This is a genomic window from Collinsella aerofaciens (assembly GCF_005845035.1).
Classification (GTDB): Bacteria; Actinomycetota; Coriobacteriia; order Coriobacteriales; family Coriobacteriaceae; genus Collinsella; species Collinsella aerofaciens_I.
Genome location: NZ_SPFO01000004.1, coordinates 76,115 through 94,004, shown reverse-complemented (window position 1 = coordinate 94,004; position 17,890 = coordinate 76,115). Strand labels below are relative to the sequence as shown.

Here is a 17,890-nt window from a genome sequence, read left to right as displayed (position 1 = left end):
GAGTCGGTTTTGGGTCCCGAGGAAGTAGATATCCATGAGTAGCACCATCATCGACGAGACCGTCATCCTGCGCTACCTGCTTAACGACGACGAGGTCCTGTCACCGCGCGCCGCCAAGGTCATCGCCACGCGCACCGCTCGTGTCTACCCCGAAATCATCACGCGCGTCGTGGTCACGCTGCGCGACGTCTACAAGGTCCCGCGCGTGGAGATTGCGACGGCCATGACCAAGCTGCTCGATGACGTCATGGTCGACGAGCCCACCGTTATCGCTCTTGCCATCAAACTCTTTGGCAAGACCCATATGGACTTTACCGACTGCCTCCTCGCAGCCCGAACCGCCATCTACAACGATGATGTCGTGAGCTTTGGCAAGCCCATCATCCAAGGCATGATCGACTACCGCCGCCAACGCCAAACCGCGGCCGACGCCCGCGACCGCGCCTCCGAAGCCCGCAGCCGAAGCACCGACTCCACCATCGACAAACTCCGCCACCGCCCCCGCCACTAACCCCATCCCCTCCTAAGTTGCGGTGAAATACGGACTGTTTCATGCCTTTAAAGGCCTCAACAGTCCGTATTTCACCGCAACTTATTGAAGGTGGACCGCGAACGATTTCTCTATCGGGATTCGGCGTAGGGTTTTGTTGTCGGAATGCCGTAACCGCGCATCATGGCACCGAACGATTCTACGTCGTAGGTGTCCGAGAGTTTGAAATGAATGATGTTGTGGCCCATGGCGCGAAGGTTCGCGTCGCGCATGAGGGCCGCTCGATACGTTTTTGCCGCCGCCCGCTCTGCATTATTTTGAGCCTCGTCTTCAAACTTGCCCAGCCCATGCAGCTCTGCCAGCGTCCATGAGCCGTCTGGCATCTGCCAGCCATAATCTGCTAGATAATAGCCAGCGTTTCCCGGCCGCGTTATCTCAACTTGAAGCTCGGGCGCGGCAACCCCAGCGAGAATCATCGCTGCTCTCGCCTCAGACTCACCGCCATTGCCTGACCTGCCATCCATATAATCAAAAACGTCAAAAGCACGCGCGATGCCATGCAGCCCTCGACAATTTGCCTGCGCATATGCTCGCAGCTCTTCGCGCTCGACATCGTACTCACGGGCCAAGCCATCGACATAACCCAGCGCATAGCGAAAGGCGCTCGATCGCGCGATATCAACAACCGTTCGACACGGATCCGTCAGTGTAAACAGACCAAGCCGCCACACTTCGCCCGGGCGCCAGCGCTTGTATTCAACGAACTCATACGTATCACGCCTTGTAGACCGTGGCAGCAGCACTTGCACTTTATCCAGAAGCGTATACGCCGAGCCGATGCCGTAGAGCAGCGCTGCTGTCGCTCCGCAGAACACAGCATCCGGTTCAACGACCGCAATAGCGGATGCCAGCTGAAAGATACGATCTTCAACCCCAAGATTATTCCAATAGACCGGATCCGCATACACGTGGTTGTAAAGACGAAGCATGATCTCTTCCTGCATAAGCTCACGCGCGCGGCGTTCATCCCAAGGATCAATTGTTATAAGCAGCTGTCCATCTTGATGAATTCCAACGGCCGAGAATAGCATCCTTGCATATGACTGCGGAAAATGTTTGCCTTTATCGAGCATGGCCAACCCCATAACCATCACGGCGGAGAGAATACCATTACGCTATCGCATGCTTCCGTTCGCAGGCCTTGCCAAAAGCTGACCAAAAGCTTGACGCCGCAGGTCAGAGCTTCAAAAAATATTTCCACTCTCGGTAGACGGTCGCTACGACCCTCCCAACGGCATCAAAATCCAACCTTACAAATAGTTGCGGTGAAATACGGACTACATGGGCCATAAAAGCCGAAAAACAGTCCGTATTTCACCGCAACTTAGGTGGGGATGTGGGGTCCCCGGCACGTTTACGAAAACGGCTCTGATCCCAAAGGGAATCAGAGCCGTTAAGCTATCTTATGGAGCGGGCGACGGGAATCGAACCCGCGTCATCAGCTTGGAAGGCTGGGGTTCTGCCATTGAACTACGCCCGCAAGATATGGTCGGGACGACAGGATTTGAACCTGCGACATCCTGCTCCCAAAGCAGGCGCGCTACCAAACTGCGCCACGTCCCGAAGGTGTTGAGCAGCTAAGGTCTAAACCTTGCGTGTCCCAAAGCGAAGGAAATTATAGGGGAGACTCCCCGCCTGTGCAAGCGCAGAAACCCTAGCTCCTCGAATGTGCGACAAACTTGCTGTGGAGCAGACCGATCACAAACGCCGCCACGGCAACCGGCGCCCACGCGGCACCGATATCCGCCAGCGGAAGAACATCAAACGGTAGCCACGCGCCCGCAAAGAACGCATCGCGGACCGAGGTGATCACGCTCTGCACGGCAACCACACCGCCGACCCAGACCCACACCTGCGGATGAGCGTCGCAAAAGCCGTGTACCAAACCCATGAGAACCAGCACGATGGCGACGGGATACAAGGCGTTAAGCATGGGCACCGAGAACATAAGGATCACGTCGAGGCCCACGTTGGAGAGCACGCACGAAAACGCTGCGAACACAAAGGCGAGAACCGCAAAGGGACGGCGCATGGCCTCCTCGGAAGCCTCCGCTCCCCCTTTAACCACATACGTCTCGCAGAAGTAGCGCGAGCAGCAGCTGATGAGGCCGATGCACACGTTCATGCAGGCGAGGAAGAAGATGGCGAAGACCACGACCGTGCCGGCAAGGCCAAAGTGCATGGAGGCAGAGCGGGCAAGGATGGCGGCGCCGTTGGTGGCGTCGGGCATCACGGTGCCGAGCTGCATTCCGGCAAGGCCCAAGCCACAGTAGATGATGGCCATGAGCACGCCGGCGATAACGCCGGAACGCGAAATCTCAAAGGCCACGCGCTTGTCATCGGTAACACCCAGCTCGTGGATGGTCTCGGCGATGATGATGCCGAAGGCGAGCGACGCGAGCAGGTCCATGGTCTGATAGCCGGTCAAAAAGCCCTGCACGGCAGCGCCTGCATCGTAGGGAGCCTGAGGCGCGGCAGCGGGTCCCAGCGGCGAGATCACGGCAGCACCCACAACCAGCACGATGAGCGCAATGAGCGCAGGGCCCGTAATGCGGCCGAGCACGCGTGTTATGACACCCGGACGCAGCGTGAGCACAAACGCGACGACAAAGAAGCCAACGGCAAACACCAGACGAGCCGTGCCAAGCGAAACGCCCTCGGGCAGCAGCGGCACCAGCATCTCGAAGGCCGTGGAGCTCGTACGCGGAATGGCCAGGCACGGGCCGATGGCCAGATACACCGCCGCGACAAAGAACTCACCGAACTTGGGGTGCACGCGGCCGGCAAGCTCGCGCGCCGTTCCGGCAAGCGCCACGGCGATAAAGCCCATGACGGGCAGGCCGATGGCGGCAATCAAAAAGCCAACCATGGCAAGCGGTGTGGCCGTGCCGGCCTGGAGCGCCAGCAACGGCGGAATGATGAGGTTACCGGCGCCAAAGAGCATCGAGAACAGCGCAATGCCGACGGTAACGACATGGTCGGAGCGCAGGCCGCGCGGAGCGGATGAGGCCATAGGCACACCTTTCGGGTCGAAACAAAAACGGGACGGGCAAATACACCCGTCCCGCAAGTATAAACGGTCTAGCAGCTTTAGCAGGCTAAATCGCACAGAGCATCGATAGCCGTGTCGACTTCTTCGGTAGTGTTGAAATACCCAAACGAGAAGCGGACGACGCCCTGGCGCTCGGTTCCCAGCGCGCGGTGCATGAGCGGAGCGCAATGGGCGCCGGGGCGCGTCGCAATCCCCCACCCTTGCATGAGCGCGTCCGAGATCTCGGCAGAGTCGATATCGCCCACGTTGAGTGAGACGATCGCCGAGCGCACGGGCTGATCAAACGCACCGTAGAGCGCAATACCGGGGATTTCGCGCACACCGGCAAGGAAGCGATCAGCGAGCGCACGCTCGTGGGCAGCAATCGCCTCGACCCCACCCTGGGCGTCGATAAAGTCGAGGCCGGCAGAAAGTCCCGCAACGCCGTGACCGTTGAGCGTGCCCGCCTCAAGGCGCGTGGGCCACTCAAGCGGCTGCAGTGCATCGAAGCTGTGCACGCCCGTGCCGCCCATGGCCCACGGAGCCACGTCAACGCCCTCCGCCACGGCCAAGCCGCCGGTGCCCTGTGGACCCATGAGCCCCTTGTGGCCGGTAAAGCACACGACGTCGAGGCCCATAGCCCGCATATCGACATGCATCGCGCCGGCAGACTGCGAAGCATCGACGATCAACAGCGCGCCGGCCGCATGCGCGATGGCAGCCACGCGCGCAATGTCGACCGCGTTGCCGGTCACATTGGAGGCGTGCGTCACAACCACGGCACGCGTGCCCGGCGTGACCAACCGCCCGAGCTCGTCGTAGTCGAGCGCGCCGTTCGCGTCGCAGCCCGCATGCTCAACGGTCACACCCCGCTCAGCCGCAAGACGATTAAGCGGACGCAGCACTGAGTTGTGCTCAAGCACCGTCGTGACCACGCGGTCGCCGGGACGCACCACGCCGTTGATGGCGGTGTTGAGCGCCGCCGTCGAGTTAGGTGCAAAGCACACATGGTCAGCACGCGGGCATCCCAGCAGGCGCGCAAGCTTGGCGCGGCAACCATGAATCGTACGCGCGGCATCGAGGGCACCTGACGTGGCGCCGCGCCCGGCATTGCCGAGCGAACACATCGCCTGCGTCACGGCGCCGATGACCGTCTGCGGCTTGTGCATGGTCGTCGCCGCGTTATCCAGGTAGATCACCGCACGACCTCCCACATATCGATCACGGTAAAGCCCTCGGTGGGAACGCCTGCCGCGGCAAGCTCGCCGCGTAGCAGCTCCTCATCTGCAGGCAGGGCTTTCCACGCCAGACCGCAGCCAGCGGAGACCTCCCCGGGCACGGGAATCGTTCGCCCGGGAAGGCCGCGCTCGATACACAGGGACTCGCAGCCCATGGCGGCCGCCGTGGTAGGAAACGTGATGACAAGCGCCGGGCGCTTCTCCCTCATGGCAACTCCAACCAATACGCTACGGGCGCACGACGCGCACGGCCTGCTCCATCTTTTCCACGATCACGTACATGTTGGTGACCTCGCCCACCGCAAGCTGGTCTTTAATGCCATAGTGGTCGAGGCAGGTACCGCAGGTGAGAATCTCGACACCCTGCTCGGCCAGGCCCTTCAGGTCATCGAGCACCGGCGAGCCCTCGACGGTGAGCTTGGCGCCGCCGTTGTAGAACAGCATAGTCGCGGGCAGCTCCTCCTGCTGCGTCACGGCAAAGATAAACGCCTTCATGAGCTTGTGGCCCAACTCGTCGTCGCCACGGCCCATGCAATCGGTGTAGACGGAAATGACGAGTTTGCCCTTGCCGGCGCTGGCGTCGCAAAAAGCAACACCGTCCTGCTCGGGGTCCGCAACGGCCACGGCACCGACGGTCACGACAGTCACGTGCCACTCGGCGTCCGAGATCTTCTCGACCGAGGCCGTGCAGCCCTTCTCCTGCGCCATCTTGGAGATGTTCTTGACGGCGGTCTCGTTATCGACCGCAGTCACGACGGCGCCCTCGCCATTAAGCTGCTTCAGAGCTTTGAGCGTCTTGACGACGGGCAGCGGGCAGGCATCGCCCATGGCATTGACTTCAATCTTGGTAGACATAGTTTTTCCTTTCAAAAGGGACCGCCCAGAACAGTAGGCGGTCGCATAAACGGTTTTCCTTAATGCACAACGCGAACGGCAGGACCGCCTGGCACCGGCTCGCACACGCGACCGACGACGGCGGCGATGCGACCCTCGGCATGCAGACGGCGCGCAAGCTCATCCACATCGGCAGCAGGTGCCGCGATAAGCAGGCCACCAGACGTCTGCGGATCGTACAGCGCATCCAGCATGCCCGGCTCCAGGTCCTCGTCGGCAGCCACGCGCGGGCCAAAGAAGTCCTGGTTGCGGTAGGAGCCCGCGGGGATAATGCCCAGACGCGCCATGTCGAGCACCTGGTCAAAGAGCGGTACCGCCCCCGACGCAAGCTCAACTTGCACGCCCGAGCCCTCGGCCATCTCGCACGCGTGCCCGATCAGACCAAAGCCCGTAATGTCGGTGCAGCCGTGAAGCTCAAGTCCCTCGGCCAGACGAATCGGAGCCTCGTTGAGGGTGCGCATCGAGTCAAACATGGCCGCGGCCTCGTCCTGCTCGATGAGCTCGCCCTTAATGGCCGTGGTGATAATGCCCGAGCCGATCGCCTTGGTCAGCAGCAGAACATCGCCCACGCGTGCGCCGCTGTTGGCGAGCATGCGGTCGAGCGCGACAAAGCCGCTCACAGACAGGCCATACTTGGGCTCGTCGTCGTTGATGGTATGGCCGCCCGCGATGGAGCAACCCGCCTCGACGCACTTGTCGGCGCCGCCCGCCAGAATCTGACCGGCACCCTCGATGCCCAGACAACTGGGTATGCAGAGTAGGTTCATGGCATGGCTCGGCCGCCCGCCCATGGCGTAGATGTCCGACAGCGAGTTGGCCGCGGCAATCTGGCCAAACAGAAACGGATCGTCGACCATCGGCGGGAAGAAGTCGATGGACTGCACAAGCCCCAGGTTCTCCCCTACGCGGAAGACGCTCGCATCGTCAGAGGTATCGAACCCCACGAGCAAGTTGTCGTTATGCACATTTGGCAAGTCGCCCAGGACCTGGGCGAGGGCTCCAGGAGCCAACTTAGCGGCTCAACCGCTCGCGGCCGTCATAGACGTGAGCCTAATCTGATCGTCAGCCATCGATACCTCCTCTCATCGGTCAATCATTTTCTCCCAGTATACGCATGAATGCGAGCCTGCGGCGGATGCATTAATTGAGCGCCTGTGCGCGAATCGCCGCGCCAATCGCTCCGGCAAAGCGAGCCTGGGGCGAGGTGGTCACCGGCGACCCCAGTAGCTCGCCCAACCGCTCCACCACGAAGGCGTTCTCGCACAGGCCACCGGTCAGGTAATACGGGGCGCCCGCCGCCTGCCCGGCCATGGTCGCCACGCGCGAGACCACGCTGTCGATCACACCGCGGGCTATGTTCTCGCGCGGCTCACCGCGACCGATCAGGCTGATAACCTCGCTTTCGGCAAACACCGTACACATGCTGCTGATCTTGGTGGGCTCGCCGGAACGCGCCAGGTCGGCCATCTGCTGCTGGGAAATGCCTAGGCGGTCGGCCATGATCTCCAAAAAGCGCCCCGTGCCGGCGGCGCACCTGTCGTTCATGGCAAACTTGGCCACGCGGCCACTTTTAAGCTGAATGACCTTGGTGTCCTGACCGCCCACGTCGATCACCGTGCCGTGATCGCCAAACAGGCGCACGGCACCGGTACCGTGGCAGGTGATCTCTGTCACGACCTTGTGCGCATAGGGCACGGCGACACGGCCGTAGCCAGTCGCGACCACACGCACGTCGTCGGCAGCCACGTCATAGCCGGCCGCTGCCAGTGCCTCGCGCAGCCGCTCGGAAGCATCGACCGAGGAGAACCCGGTTGGCTGCACGCACGTCCACGCCACCGAACCCTCCCCGTCGACCACAGCAGCCTTAGCCGCCGTAGACCCGATATCGATCCCGATCCCCATCATGGCTCTCTCCCAATCTAAACATCAAAGGTAGCGGCGCGTTCAGGCGCCTTAGCTCTAGGTTTCTCAGGTGCCGGAGGTTGCCCCGAAAGAGGAGCGCAGCGTACTTTGGTACGCAAGCGACGGTTTGAGGGGCAAGATCCGGTGCCTGAGAAACCTAGAGGGTTTCGATGAAGGCGGCGATGCGGGTCTCGATCTGGCCCATGTCGCCGTTGCTGTAGTCGGTCTCGATCTTCATATACGGAATACCCGCACCCTCGACGGCCTCCTGCATGCGCGCGCTCTCAACGTTGAAGGTGTGGCAAGCCTGTAGCACGCTCTCTACCACGCCATCGACATGATACTTCTCGCACATAGCCAGCGTGTTTTCCATACGACCGTCGTTGGGCGTCATGACCGAGCAGTTGATGTCCAGGTAGCGGTCGGCGATGGAGCGCAGGATGTCGGGAGCCTCCGGATCGATCATCATGGCCGCCGTGCGCTCGCCCGAGCAGTCGTCCATGCACACGACCACGCCGCCGTTGGACTCGATGGTGCGACCGATCTTGTTGATCACGCCGCCCACCGGGCAGCCGGTGATCAGAATGCGCTTGGCGTCTGCCGCGACCGGGCGCTCGCCCGCGTCGTAGGCCTCGCGCAGCTTGGCAACCTTTTGCTCCAGCTGCTGCGTATAGGCCTCGATATCAAAGCTGAACGTACCGGCAAACATGGTGCTCATCAGATCGACGCCGCTCATGGCCGCCGGCTGGTTGGCCTGCAGCGCAAACATCTCGAGCTGGGCCGCACGCAAGCGGTTGCGGCGACGAACGGCAGCACGAAGGTCGTCATCGGTGATCGTAATACCGTAGAAGTTCTCGAGCTCCTCCTTGAGCAGGCGGCACTCCTCGTACCAGCCTTCACGCTCGTAGGCGCGATCGCGACCCTGCGGAAGATGCAGAATGTGCGTGCGCTTGAGCTCGTTGAGCAGCTCGTACATCTTCTTCTTGCCGTCGCAGGTGGTCTCGCCGATGATCATGTCGCTAAAGTACGTAAACGGGCACTTTTGCGAGTAGGCAAAGCCGTAGGTCGACTTGATGAGCGGGCAGAGGTTTGCCGGCAGCACCTTCTCGGCCTCGGGAATCACCTCATCGGACGTACCGCACAGAGCGACACTCGCAGCCCCCGCGGCATCGATAATCTCGAGCGGCGTATAGCTGCACAAAAAGCCGACCAGGCGATTACCCGCCTGCTTGTAATCCTTAACGCGAATAAACGCCGCCTTGCGCTGCTCGTTGAACTCCTCAAACGTGCTGGGCAACGGCTGCTCAATATTTTCCGACATATAACTCCTAAACCTTTTAACCAACCAAGGAAACGGCTTTCCCAGGTGCCCGAGGTTGCCGTGAAAGAGACGCGCCGCGTACTTTGGCACGCAAGCGACGGTTTGAACGGCAAGATCGGGTGCCTGGAGAAGCCGCCGGGACGGATAGTCCTAAATGGTTTCCAAGAAAGCCTCAATCCTGGTTTGCAGTTGACCGGCGTCCTCGCCGGCGTAGTCGGTCGTGATGTGCATAAACGGGATGCCGGCCTCCTCGGCGGCCTTCTCCACGGCAAACGACTCCATCTCGTAGAGCGTGCAGAACTGCAGGGCCACGTCGACGATGCCGTCGGCATGCAGGTCCTTGGCCATCTGGACAATGTCCTTCATACGCTGGTCGTTGGGCGTAAAGACGGCGCAGTTGATCTTAAAGTAGCGCTCGGCGATGGCATCGAGCATCTCGTCGACCGTCTCGCCGCTCTCGTCCACCAGGTCCTTGTAGTAACGCGAACCCGTGCAGGACTCCTCGCCCACCACAACGCCGCCGGCCTTCTCGATGAGGTTGAACAGCTTCCAGTTGGGCACGGCCATGGGCGTACCGGTGTACAGGATGCGCTTGGTCCCCTTGGGCGCCACGCCCTCGCCGGCCTCGACACGCTGCTCGCACTCAGCCGCCATATCGTTGATGGCTCCGGTCAGACGCGGCGTGTCGTCCATAAAGGCGGCCTGAACGGTCAGCAGGCTGTCGAGACCGCTGATGGGCGCCGGGTCGGCAGCGCGGGTTGCAGCGAGGCGCTGCAGGGCGCGGCGCTTCTCATTGACGGCGTGGATGGCGGCCTTCAGACGCTCGGGCGTAATCTTGACGCCGCACTCGTCCTCGATCTTGGCGGCGAGCTTCTTGACCTCGGCCTTCCAGGTCACGAGCGTCGACTCGTCGTGCACGTTGGGAATATCCATGACGTACATGTTCTTTTGCGTTGCAAAGAACTCGTAGGCTTTCTTCTTGCCATCGCAGGTGTTCTCGCCTACCACCAAGTCACTCGACTCAATATAGGGGCAGACCTCGCCCAGCTTAAAGCCGGCAAAGCTCTTGATGAGCGGACAAGTGTTGCGTGGCAGGTGCTCCTCAACCTTATCGGTTGCCCAATCGGCACCCGAGCACAGACCCACGGGAATGCCGTCACAGGCAAGTACAATCTCCTCGGGAACGTACACGCAGAACGAACCGACGATCTTGGTGGCCTCGCCAGCCTCCTTCTTGTCGAGCATCTCCTTAATACGGCCACTGTGGATGTTGGTGGCCACAAAGTCCAGGTAGGACGTGGACTTGGGGCGATTGTTCTGCGTCAGGAACATATCGCCGTACATCTGGCCCACGGCGCCCAGCAGCATGTCGTGGTCGGCAAGATTCATGCCGAGGCTCTCCCACATCGGATGGAAATCAAATTCTTCAGCCATGACGGTTCCCCTCTCGAACCAAAAAACGGATAACAGCGGTATCGATGCACGACGGGCGGCGATTGCCCGGCCGTGCTCAAACCCGGAATTTTGGGGAACCTGCTTTGCGGTTGACTATTTAGTTGTGCGTCGTCTCTCCCGGAGCCGTGAACATACCTGCTCATATGCGACTCCGAGCCATATATAGGGCACGCGCGGCAACGCGGCGAATGTATGTCGTTTGTGGCATGTGCGCACCCTCCCTTACAAGTTGAGGTCAACTATATCAACGGTCATCGACCATGCGAACACCGTTGACATTCGTACGACAGCGTCGTGTGCCGTCGTTTAATAAATTATTATCTTGATTGATAAGAGTTTGTCATCCCTCATTTGGCGAACGGTAAAAACAAAGCCACCGAGGCTTATATCCCCGACAGCATTACCCGACGCTATCGACAAACCAAATGGATCCTGCTGGCATCAAAATGCATGCGCAGCGTCTCGCCTGCTTGCGGCAGCCCGTCGGCAGCAACGTTCACTTTGTTGACCTTCCACTGCAGACGCGTGGGCGCATCAGCGCGCGGCACGTCCAGCAATACCAGCCGCTCAAAGCGCGAATCGCTCACACGGGCCACGTGCAAATCATAGCTGTTGCGCCCCCGCTCAGCGCGATTGTCAACATGGAAGTAGCTTGCGCGAATGCCCAGGAACGCCACAGTATCGGGAACCTCACGACCCACGTTAAAGCTCATGCCCCAGTCGAGCGCCTCAACTTCCTCGTCGCCGATCTTGCGCGCCCGGCTTGTGTTCTTGCACCCCGTCAGGCGCAGCGCCGCCAGCGTCTGCGGACGACGGACCACGTCCTCGATGGAGCCGATCTCCTCAACATGCCCGTTGTGCATCACGCAGATGCGCTCGCACAGACGGCACGCCTCGTCGATATCGTGACTCACGTAGAGCACGGTGCGGTTGCATACATCGAACAGGTCGAGCATGTTCTGCTCGAGCGCGCTCTTAAGATAGGAATCGAGCGCGCTCATGGGCTCGTCGAACATAAAAATGCCCGGATGCGCCGCCACCATACGGGCAAGCGCCACGCGTTGCTGCTGCCCGCCCGAGAGTCGCGCGGGGTAGCGGTCGGCAAAATCGGCTAGACCGAAAATGCCCAGATAGCGCTCGGCCAGCCTTTTGCGCGCCACGGCGTCGCCCGCATCCTTTACACCGGCGCATACGTTATCGGCCACCGTCATGTTGGGAAAGAGCTGATAGTTTTGGAACAGCAGGGCGCATTTGCGCTCCTGGGGCGACAGGTTGATGCCCGCCGACGAGTCAAAAAAGGTCACACCGTTGACGACGATCTTGCCCTCGTCGGGCGTCTCCACGCCGGCAATGCAGCGCAGCGTACAGCTCTTGCCACAACCCGAGGCACCCAGCAGCGCCACGCGCTCCTCGCCAGCCTCGAGCTGAATGTCGAGAGTAAAGCCGGGATAGCGCTTTTTGATATCCAGAACGAGCGACATGGCTTATCGACCTCCCTTTGCGACCGTGTCATCGCGCATAAGCTCGGCCAACGCCTCGCGATCGATACGCAGCGCATCTCCGCCGACTGGGTCGAGCGAATCGGTCTGGCCGCCCAGCTGCTTGGCCTGCTTGCGCTCCGCGCGGGACAGGCCGCGCTCGCGATACTTTTGCGAATGCGCCGTGTACATGTTGATGAATAGGATGACCAGGAAACTGAACGCAATTACGACCACGACCCAAAAGAGGGCCACCGACGTGTTGCCGCCCATCCACTCAAAGTAGATGGCAATGGGGATGGTCTGCGTAATACCGGCGTAGTTGCCCGCAAAGAACAGCGTGCAGCCAAACTCGCCCATCGCGCGGGCAAAGGCGAGCACCGTGCCGGCGGCGATGGAGGGCCAGCCGAGCGGCATCATGAGCTTGGCAAAGATGCGACGTTCGGACCAGCCAAGCGTGCGCGCCGCATCGAGCATCTGCGTGTCGAGGCTCTCGAAGGCTCCGAGCGCCGTGCGGTAGACCAGCGGAAACGACACAACGACGGCCGAAATGACCGCCGCGGGCCAGGTAAAGACGATCGAGATGCCGTGCGCGATGAGCCACCGGCCCACCCCGGTCGAGCGGCCAAACAGCATGAGGAGCAAAAAGCCGCAGACCGTGGGCGGCAGCACCATAGGAATCGTAAAGACCGAATCGAGCAGGCCCTTGATGCGACTCGAGGTACCCATAGTCTTCCACGCGGCAAACAGGCCCAGTGCAAAGGCAATCACTAGGGCGAGGCCGCTCGTTTTGATAGACACCCAAAACGGGCGATAGTCGATGTCGCCCAAAAAGGAAGTCAGAGAGGTCAAGGGCCCCTGCTCATCCTGCAACACGACAGACGATGCCTCTACCATTTGAGCGCTATCAAGCCAACGCGCGCCGCCCTTGGCATCACCCGAGGCCGATGCAATCACCACATAGCGGTCCCCATCCGCACCGCGCTCGTCAAAGCCATAGGTATACCCGCCGGCGTCAAACGTTGTTTCCGCCGTGACATACCAAGGAAGATCCACGTCCCCTAGCTGCGCACCTCCCATGCAGTTTACGCTGTCGAGCTCACAGACGAGGGCCTTGAGACCCGATACGCACTCGTTGTCCTGCGGATCCAATCCATACTTCTCGACCGCCTTGGGCGATATCCACACCACAACGCGATCGGCAGCAGGCGCCACTACAAGGTCCACGTCCTCGTCAACGGGAAACCGGTAGCCCTCAGGCTGGCCCTCCATGGCACGAGCGGTCCCCTTGGCCAACCGCTCAAAACCCTCGATCCCATAGGAAAGCCCATGGGCGGTCGCAGCAACCTGAGCTCCATCCTCAGCGTCTCCAGCAAACGCAAATCCCGGCACCCAGCAAAGCGTGAAGGTTAAAGCACAGGCGACAAGGATGCAGAATCTATTAAGCACGAAAAGCTCCAAGCGAATACAAGGACGGAGTGAAACACAAAACGATGGAATTATCGCGCCAAGCCGCACTACGCGGAAAGCTCAAAGCCGTACTTGGCCCAAATCTTCTGGGCCTTTTTGTTGGTCAGGCAAAAGTCGATAAACGCCTTGGCCTCGTCGGCGTGCTCGGAGCTCTCGGCAACGGCACCCGGGTACACGATGGGCTTGTGCGAATCCTCGGGGCACACGAAGGCCTCCTCGATGCCGTCATAGCGGAAGATGTCGGAACTGTAGACAAAGCCAGCCACGCAGTCGCCCGCAGAAACGTAGGCGGCAGCGGTGCCGACCTTGTCGGCCAGCGCGACCTTGTTGGCGATCTCGGGCACGTACTCGCCGTCATCGCCCTCGGTGCCGGTGTAGAGGCCCACAGAAGCCAGCGCCTGGTTGGCGTACTTGCCGGCGGGAACGGTCTTGGCGTCGCCAATGGCGATCTTGCCGTCCAGATTCGCGACGTCGGCGATGGCCTCGACCTTGGTGTCGGAGCCCTCGGCGCGAATGATCACGAGATCGTTGACGAACATATCCTCACGGGTATCGGTATCGACGAGCTCGGCGGCCTCGGCGTCGTCCATGGTGCCCTTGGAAGCGGTGATGAGCACGTCGACCGCAGCACCGGCGCGCATCTGCTCGACAAGGTCGCCAGACGCCTTAAACTGCGTGTCGGCAAACGTGGTGCCGGTCTGCTCGGCGTAGAGCTCCTGAACCTCGGGCAGAGCTTTCTCGAGCGAGTTGGCGGCAAAGACCTGCAGCTCGACAGCCTTCTTCTTAGAGGAAGACTTGGCGGAGCCGACATCGGAGCCAGCGGGCTCGGACGTCTTGTTGCCCGAGCAGCCGGCAAGGCCAAGGCCGGCGGCAGCGGCAGCAGAAAGCGAGACAAAACCGCGGCGTGAAACCATATCGAACATATTCAACCCTTTCGAACGCTATGCCCGGGCACCCCGCCGCAGGCTTTAAACTGCAATCAGATTATACTTCTACGAGAATAATGATAGTGAGAAATTATTCTCGCCAGAGAATATAGTTTCGAGTTGCCGTGCACCTTGGCGTCGCTTCGGCGGAAAACAAAAGCGGAGCAGCCGTTCTGGTCGCCCCGCCGCAGGTAAACCGCTTAGTTGGTATGTCCGCCGCCCGCCGTCATCTGAGCCGCATGCTCCAGCTGGTCTGCTATGGCCTCCCAGCTTTCGCGGGCCGCTTTCGTGGATCCCGGAAAGTTGATGACAAGCGTATGCCCACGCTGCATGCACACGGCGCGCGAGAGCATAGCGCGGCGCGTCTTGGTCATCGAGTAGGCACGGATTGCCTCGGCGACACCCGGCACATCACGGTCACAGACGGCACGCGTCGCCTCGGGTGTCACGTCGCGCATCGAAAGACCCGTGCCGCCGCAGGTGAGCACGACATTGGCGTGGCACGCATCGGCAGCTTCCACAATGGCATCACCAATCTCGCTAACGTCGTCGCGCACGACCACATGTGAGGCAACCGTCCATCCCTGCGCCTCGATGAGCTCCTCGAGCGCGGCTCCAGCCTCGTCCTGCGCAAGATCGCGCGTATCCGAGCACGTCACGATCGAAATTTTCAACTCCATAGCGTTCCTCCTATAGCACCGTTCCCTCAGGCAGGTCGACGCGCACGACGTCCACGACGTCGCCCGCCGCAAACTCGCACGGTCCTTCGTCAATACGCAGTAGGCAGTTGGCCCGCTGCATCGTGCCGAGCAGCGCCGAATTCTGCGTCTTGGCCTCGGTCACCAACAGCTCACCGGTCTCGGGGTCGCGCAAAACCGCGGCGCGATCGAAGAAGCGGCGATGCTGTCGCTTTTTCACGCTGTGCGTGAGCGTCGCCTGCTGCACGGGACGCTCACCCTCGGCAAAGCCGCGCATCTTGCGAATCGCCGGACGGGCGAGCATCTCAAAGCCCACATACGCCGCGGCCGGATTGCCTGAAAGCCCCAGGTAGGGCTTGCCCCCGAGCAAGCCAAACGTGATGGCCTTGCCCGGACGCATCGAGATGCGATCGAACAGCACCTCGCCCTCACGCCGGACGAGCGCCGTCACGTAGTCGTAATCGCCCGCCGAGGCGCCACCGCTCGTAATGACAAAATCACACTCCTGCACGGCGCGATGCACCAGCTCGGCAATCGCCTGCTCATCGTCGGGCGCAATGCCGTAAAACACGGGCTCGGCTCCCGCATCGAGCGCCTCGGCCATCAACGCCGAGGAGTTGGAATCACGAATCTGCCCACGCGCCGGCACGTTACTCGGTGCGACCAGCTCCGTGCCCAGCGAGATGATGCCCACACGCGGGGCGGCGTGCACCTTCACGCGAGCGTATCCGGCGCTTGCCAGCAGACCCGCGCCCGCCGGAGCCACGACCTCGCCGGCGTGCATCACAACATCGCCAGCATGGGCCTCCTCGGCGGCAGAGCGAACGTTCTCCCCTACCTTGGTAGGCGCCGAAAAACGAACGTGCGAGCCCTCGTTGCCGTCGCCATCGAGCACGTCGACGATCTCGTATTTCACTACGGCGTCGGCACCTTCGGGCGCCGGCGCACCTGTCATGATGCGGACCGTCTCGCCCACTCCGATTGTGCCCTCAAACACATGGCCCGCGGCCTCATGTCCGATAACATCGAGCGTCACCGGTGCCTCGCCAGATGCCTGCGCCAAGTCCGCCGAGCGCACGGCATATCCGTCCATAGCGCTGTTGGCAAACGGCGAGATGTCGATATCGGCCACCGCGTCCTCGGCCAAGGGAAGACCGGCGGCCTGCCACACGGGAATCTCGACGAGATCGGTCGGAGCAACGTGCGACAGGACAATCGACTGCGCGTCCTCCAGCGGAATGAGTTTCTCTGCCATATGCACCTCTTAATGCCACGGCGCACAACAGGGGCGCCGATTCTTTATGCTTATCTCAGTATAATCCCCCGCCGCACTACCGCGACTTGGCCTGTACCCGCAAATACACCTGTCGGTTGCAGGCCGCGAAACAGAATGGAAACCAGCCCACCGGCTCGTCGCGTTTACCGCGTTTTATAATGCTTGCGTTGCAACCTAAAAGAGGAACGTATGGCTCATAACGACAAACCCGAAAGCGCAAACGAGGCGCAGAATCATTCCCAGCCGCTCGACGACGGCGGCTTTTTCTCCCTTAACGACGTCATCACGGCAGGCAGGCATCAGCTCACCCGCTCCGAGCATCTCTTGGCTGCCGACACGCGCCGCAACGCCCGCAACCTACTCGCGAGCGCCAAGTTGCTCGTACTCGTCGTCATCGTCTCACTCGCCATGGGCGTTGCCGCTTGGGCGTTTTTGGCCTCGCTGAATATCGCGACCGACTATCGCGAGCACCATGCGTGGGTCTACGCCTTACTTCCCGTTGTGGGCGTTGCCACCGCCTGGGTGTACAAAAACCACGGCCTTGCCGCCAAGCGTGGCAACAACCTGGTCATCGACTCCGCTCTGGGCACACGCCTCATCCACATGCGCATGGCCGTCCTCACCTTCGTCTGCTCCACGCTCACGCACCTAACGGGCGGATCGGCCGGTCGCGAGGGAGCCGCGGTGCAGATTGGCGGCACCATCGCCAGCAACATCTCGAGCCTCGCCCACCTCAAAAAGCATGACCACCACGACCTCATGCTCGCCGGCATCTCGTCGGCCTTTGGCGCCGTATTCGGCTCGCCCCTTGCCGGAGCTTTCTTTGGCATGGAGATGTGCTTTATCGGCAAGATCGACTACACGGCGGGCATCTACTGCCTGGTCGCCTCATTTACCGGCTACTTTACATCACTCGCCCTGGGTACCGAGTACGAAGCGAATGTTATCGCCGGCGTTCCCGGCATGACGCCGCGGACGGTTGCCATCGTTGTTATCAGCGCCATTATCTTCGGTCTGACGGCACGCCTCTTTGCCTGGTCGGTTCGAACCGTCAAGAGCCTGTACGGTCGCATTATCACCAATTACCTCGTTCGCGCGCTCGTGGGTGCGCTCGTGGTGCTCGCGGCCTACGCGATGCTCGACGCCTGGAAGTATGCCGGCCTTGCCACCTGGCTCTCAGGCGCCGGGTTCGCCGGCAACACCACCCTGGCGGACGCAGCCATCAAGCTCGTGGTTACGGCCCTCACCCTGGGCGCCGGCTTCCAAGGCGGCGAGGTCACGCCCCTGTTTGGCATCGGTGCGGCACTCGGCGGCTGGATCGGTTGCCTCGTCGGAATCGACCCCAGCTTTCTGGCGGCGCTAGGCATGCTCGGCGTGTTCTGCGCCGGCCTCAACGTGCCCATCACCACCTGCATGATGGCCATCGACCTGTTCCACGGCACGGCCGCCGGGTTCTTTGTCATCGTGGCCTTTATCAGCTACCTAACCGGCGGACACCGTGGCGTGTACCCCGCCCAGCGCATCATCTCACCCAAGCGCCGTTCGCTTATTGTGGATGAGGGCGGTACGGTAGCGGATGCTATCGAGCGCCACAACGACCTGATAGAGTAGACGTAAATATTCGCCGTGCAGCCACAATCGGGGGCAATTC

The 17,890-nt window shown here is 61.2% G+C and carries 16 protein-coding genes and 2 tRNA genes; 2 read left to right on the top strand and 16 right to left on the bottom strand.

Annotation, left to right across the window (positions count from 1 at the left end; genetic code table 11):
- Nucleotides 1–34: 34 nt before the first annotated feature.
- Nucleotides 35–511 carry a PIN domain-containing protein gene (locus FGQ67_RS03300; RefSeq protein ID WP_212746000.1) on the top strand — a complete coding sequence of 159 codons (477 nt, stop codon included), beginning with the start codon at nucleotides 35–37 and terminating at the stop codon, nucleotides 509–511.
- A 110-nt stretch (nucleotides 512–621) separates the two neighbouring features.
- Here FGQ67_RS03300 and FGQ67_RS03295 read toward each other — a convergent pair whose 3' ends face one another.
- The 16 genes from FGQ67_RS03295 to FGQ67_RS03220 form a co-directional block, all read right to left on the bottom strand.
- Nucleotides 622–1,623 (bottom strand): hypothetical protein, encoded by a 1,002-nt coding sequence (locus FGQ67_RS03295; RefSeq protein ID WP_138340028.1) that lies wholly within the window; start codon nucleotides 1,621–1,623, stop codon nucleotides 622–624.
- Between the two features lie 333 nt (nucleotides 1,624–1,956).
- Nucleotides 1,957–2,030 (bottom strand) — tRNA-Gly (locus FGQ67_RS03290).
- A 6-nt stretch (nucleotides 2,031–2,036) separates the two neighbouring features.
- Nucleotides 2,037–2,113, bottom strand: a tRNA-Pro gene (locus tag FGQ67_RS03285).
- A 91-nt stretch (nucleotides 2,114–2,204) separates the two neighbouring features.
- The gene (brnQ, locus tag FGQ67_RS03280; RefSeq protein WP_138340026.1) at nucleotides 2,205–3,563 is read right to left on the bottom strand and encodes a branched-chain amino acid transport system II carrier protein; all 1,359 of its coding nucleotides are present in this window, start codon (nucleotides 3,561–3,563) and stop codon (nucleotides 2,205–2,207) included.
- A gap of 77 nt (nucleotides 3,564–3,640) precedes the next feature.
- Entirely contained in the window at nucleotides 3,641–4,780 is a 1,140-nt protein-coding gene (locus FGQ67_RS03275) for an aminotransferase class V-fold PLP-dependent enzyme (RefSeq protein WP_138340024.1), read from the bottom strand.
- A complete protein-coding gene (locus FGQ67_RS03270) occupies nucleotides 4,777–5,028 on the bottom strand; it encodes a putative Se/S carrier protein (protein WP_138340022.1) in 252 nt (83 codons plus the stop codon). Before FGQ67_RS03270 ends, FGQ67_RS03275 begins: the two co-directional genes overlap by 4 nt.
- A 19-nt stretch (nucleotides 5,029–5,047) precedes the next feature.
- Nucleotides 5,048–5,674 (bottom strand): sulfurtransferase-like selenium metabolism protein YedF, encoded by a 627-nt coding sequence (yedF, locus tag FGQ67_RS03265; protein WP_138340021.1) that lies wholly within the window; start codon nucleotides 5,672–5,674, stop codon nucleotides 5,048–5,050.
- Nucleotides 5,675–5,733: 59 nt separating this feature from the next.
- The gene (gene selD / locus FGQ67_RS03260) at nucleotides 5,734–6,783 is read right to left on the bottom strand and encodes a selenide, water dikinase SelD (RefSeq protein WP_138340019.1); all 1,050 of its coding nucleotides are present in this window, start codon (nucleotides 6,781–6,783) and stop codon (nucleotides 5,734–5,736) included.
- Between the two features lie 70 nt (nucleotides 6,784–6,853).
- Entirely contained in the window at nucleotides 6,854–7,618 is a 765-nt protein-coding gene (locus FGQ67_RS03255; protein ID WP_138340017.1) for an acyl-CoA dehydratase activase, read from the bottom strand.
- Between the two features lie 154 nt (nucleotides 7,619–7,772).
- Nucleotides 7,773–8,936 carry a double-cubane-cluster-containing anaerobic reductase gene (locus FGQ67_RS03250; protein WP_138340015.1) on the bottom strand — a complete coding sequence of 388 codons (1,164 nt, stop codon included), beginning with the start codon at nucleotides 8,934–8,936 and terminating at the stop codon, nucleotides 7,773–7,775.
- 150 nt (nucleotides 8,937–9,086) lie between these two features.
- Nucleotides 9,087–10,370, bottom strand: a complete 1,284-nt coding sequence (locus FGQ67_RS03245) for a double-cubane-cluster-containing anaerobic reductase (protein WP_138340013.1) — start codon at nucleotides 10,368–10,370, stop codon at nucleotides 9,087–9,089.
- Nucleotides 10,371–10,801: 431 nt separating this feature from the next.
- On the bottom strand, nucleotides 10,802–11,872 hold the full coding sequence (locus FGQ67_RS03240) for a sulfate/molybdate ABC transporter ATP-binding protein (RefSeq protein WP_138340011.1): 1,071 nt from the start codon (nucleotides 11,870–11,872) through the stop codon (nucleotides 10,802–10,804).
- Nucleotides 11,873–11,875: 3 nt separating this feature from the next.
- A complete protein-coding gene (gene modB, locus FGQ67_RS03235) occupies nucleotides 11,876–13,318 on the bottom strand; it encodes a molybdate ABC transporter permease subunit (RefSeq protein WP_249934368.1) in 1,443 nt (480 codons plus the stop codon).
- 68 nt (nucleotides 13,319–13,386) lie between these two features.
- The gene (modA, locus tag FGQ67_RS03230; RefSeq protein ID WP_138340009.1) at nucleotides 13,387–14,262 is read right to left on the bottom strand and encodes a molybdate ABC transporter substrate-binding protein; all 876 of its coding nucleotides are present in this window, start codon (nucleotides 14,260–14,262) and stop codon (nucleotides 13,387–13,389) included.
- A 203-nt stretch (nucleotides 14,263–14,465) separates the two neighbouring features.
- Complete coding sequence (locus FGQ67_RS03225; protein WP_138340008.1) at nucleotides 14,466–14,945, bottom strand: MogA/MoaB family molybdenum cofactor biosynthesis protein; 480 nt, start codon at nucleotides 14,943–14,945, stop codon at nucleotides 14,466–14,468.
- 10 nt (nucleotides 14,946–14,955) lie between these two features.
- Nucleotides 14,956–16,218 carry a molybdopterin molybdotransferase MoeA gene (locus tag FGQ67_RS03220; RefSeq protein ID WP_138340006.1) on the bottom strand — a complete coding sequence of 421 codons (1,263 nt, stop codon included), beginning with the start codon at nucleotides 16,216–16,218 and terminating at the stop codon, nucleotides 14,956–14,958.
- A gap of 210 nt (nucleotides 16,219–16,428) precedes the next feature.
- On the opposite strand from FGQ67_RS03220, the gene FGQ67_RS03215 reads away from it, so the two are divergent.
- Nucleotides 16,429–17,850, top strand: a complete 1,422-nt coding sequence (locus FGQ67_RS03215; protein ID WP_171025171.1) for a chloride channel protein — start codon at nucleotides 16,429–16,431, stop codon at nucleotides 17,848–17,850.
- Nucleotides 17,851–17,890: the final 40 nt, after the last annotated feature.

What these genes read in the sequence shown, in the direction of transcription:
- brnQ (WP_138340026.1), bottom strand. Translation starts at nt 3,563, where the DNA reads ATGGCCTCATCCGCTCCGCGCGGCCTGCGCTCCGACCATGTCGTTACC.
- FGQ67_RS03245 (WP_138340013.1), bottom strand. Translation starts at nt 10,370, where the DNA reads ATGGCTGAAGAATTTGATTTCCATCCGATGTGGGAGAGCCTCGGCATG.
- FGQ67_RS03300 (WP_212746000.1), top strand. Translation starts at nt 35, where the DNA reads ATGAGTAGCACCATCATCGACGAGACCGTCATCCTGCGCTACCTGCTT.
- FGQ67_RS03215 (WP_171025171.1), top strand. Translation starts at nt 16,429, where the DNA reads ATGGCTCATAACGACAAACCCGAAAGCGCAAACGAGGCGCAGAATCAT.
- FGQ67_RS03220 (WP_138340006.1), bottom strand. Translation starts at nt 16,218, where the DNA reads ATGGCAGAGAAACTCATTCCGCTGGAGGACGCGCAGTCGATTGTCCTG.
- FGQ67_RS03270 (WP_138340022.1), bottom strand. Translation starts at nt 5,028, where the DNA reads ATGAGGGAGAAGCGCCCGGCGCTTGTCATCACGTTTCCTACCACGGCG.
- FGQ67_RS03240 (WP_138340011.1), bottom strand. Translation starts at nt 11,872, where the DNA reads ATGTCGCTCGTTCTGGATATCAAAAAGCGCTATCCCGGCTTTACTCTC.
- FGQ67_RS03250 (WP_138340015.1), bottom strand. Translation starts at nt 8,936, where the DNA reads ATGTCGGAAAATATTGAGCAGCCGTTGCCCAGCACGTTTGAGGAGTTC.
- FGQ67_RS03295 (WP_138340028.1), bottom strand. Translation starts at nt 1,623, where the DNA reads ATGCTCGATAAAGGCAAACATTTTCCGCAGTCATATGCAAGGATGCTA.
- FGQ67_RS03255 (WP_138340017.1), bottom strand. Translation starts at nt 7,618, where the DNA reads ATGATGGGGATCGGGATCGATATCGGGTCTACGGCGGCTAAGGCTGCT.
- modA (WP_138340009.1), bottom strand. Translation starts at nt 14,262, where the DNA reads ATGTTCGATATGGTTTCACGCCGCGGTTTTGTCTCGCTTTCTGCTGCC.
- yedF (WP_138340021.1), bottom strand. Translation starts at nt 5,674, where the DNA reads ATGTCTACCAAGATTGAAGTCAATGCCATGGGCGATGCCTGCCCGCTG.
- FGQ67_RS03225 (WP_138340008.1), bottom strand. Translation starts at nt 14,945, where the DNA reads ATGGAGTTGAAAATTTCGATCGTGACGTGCTCGGATACGCGCGATCTT.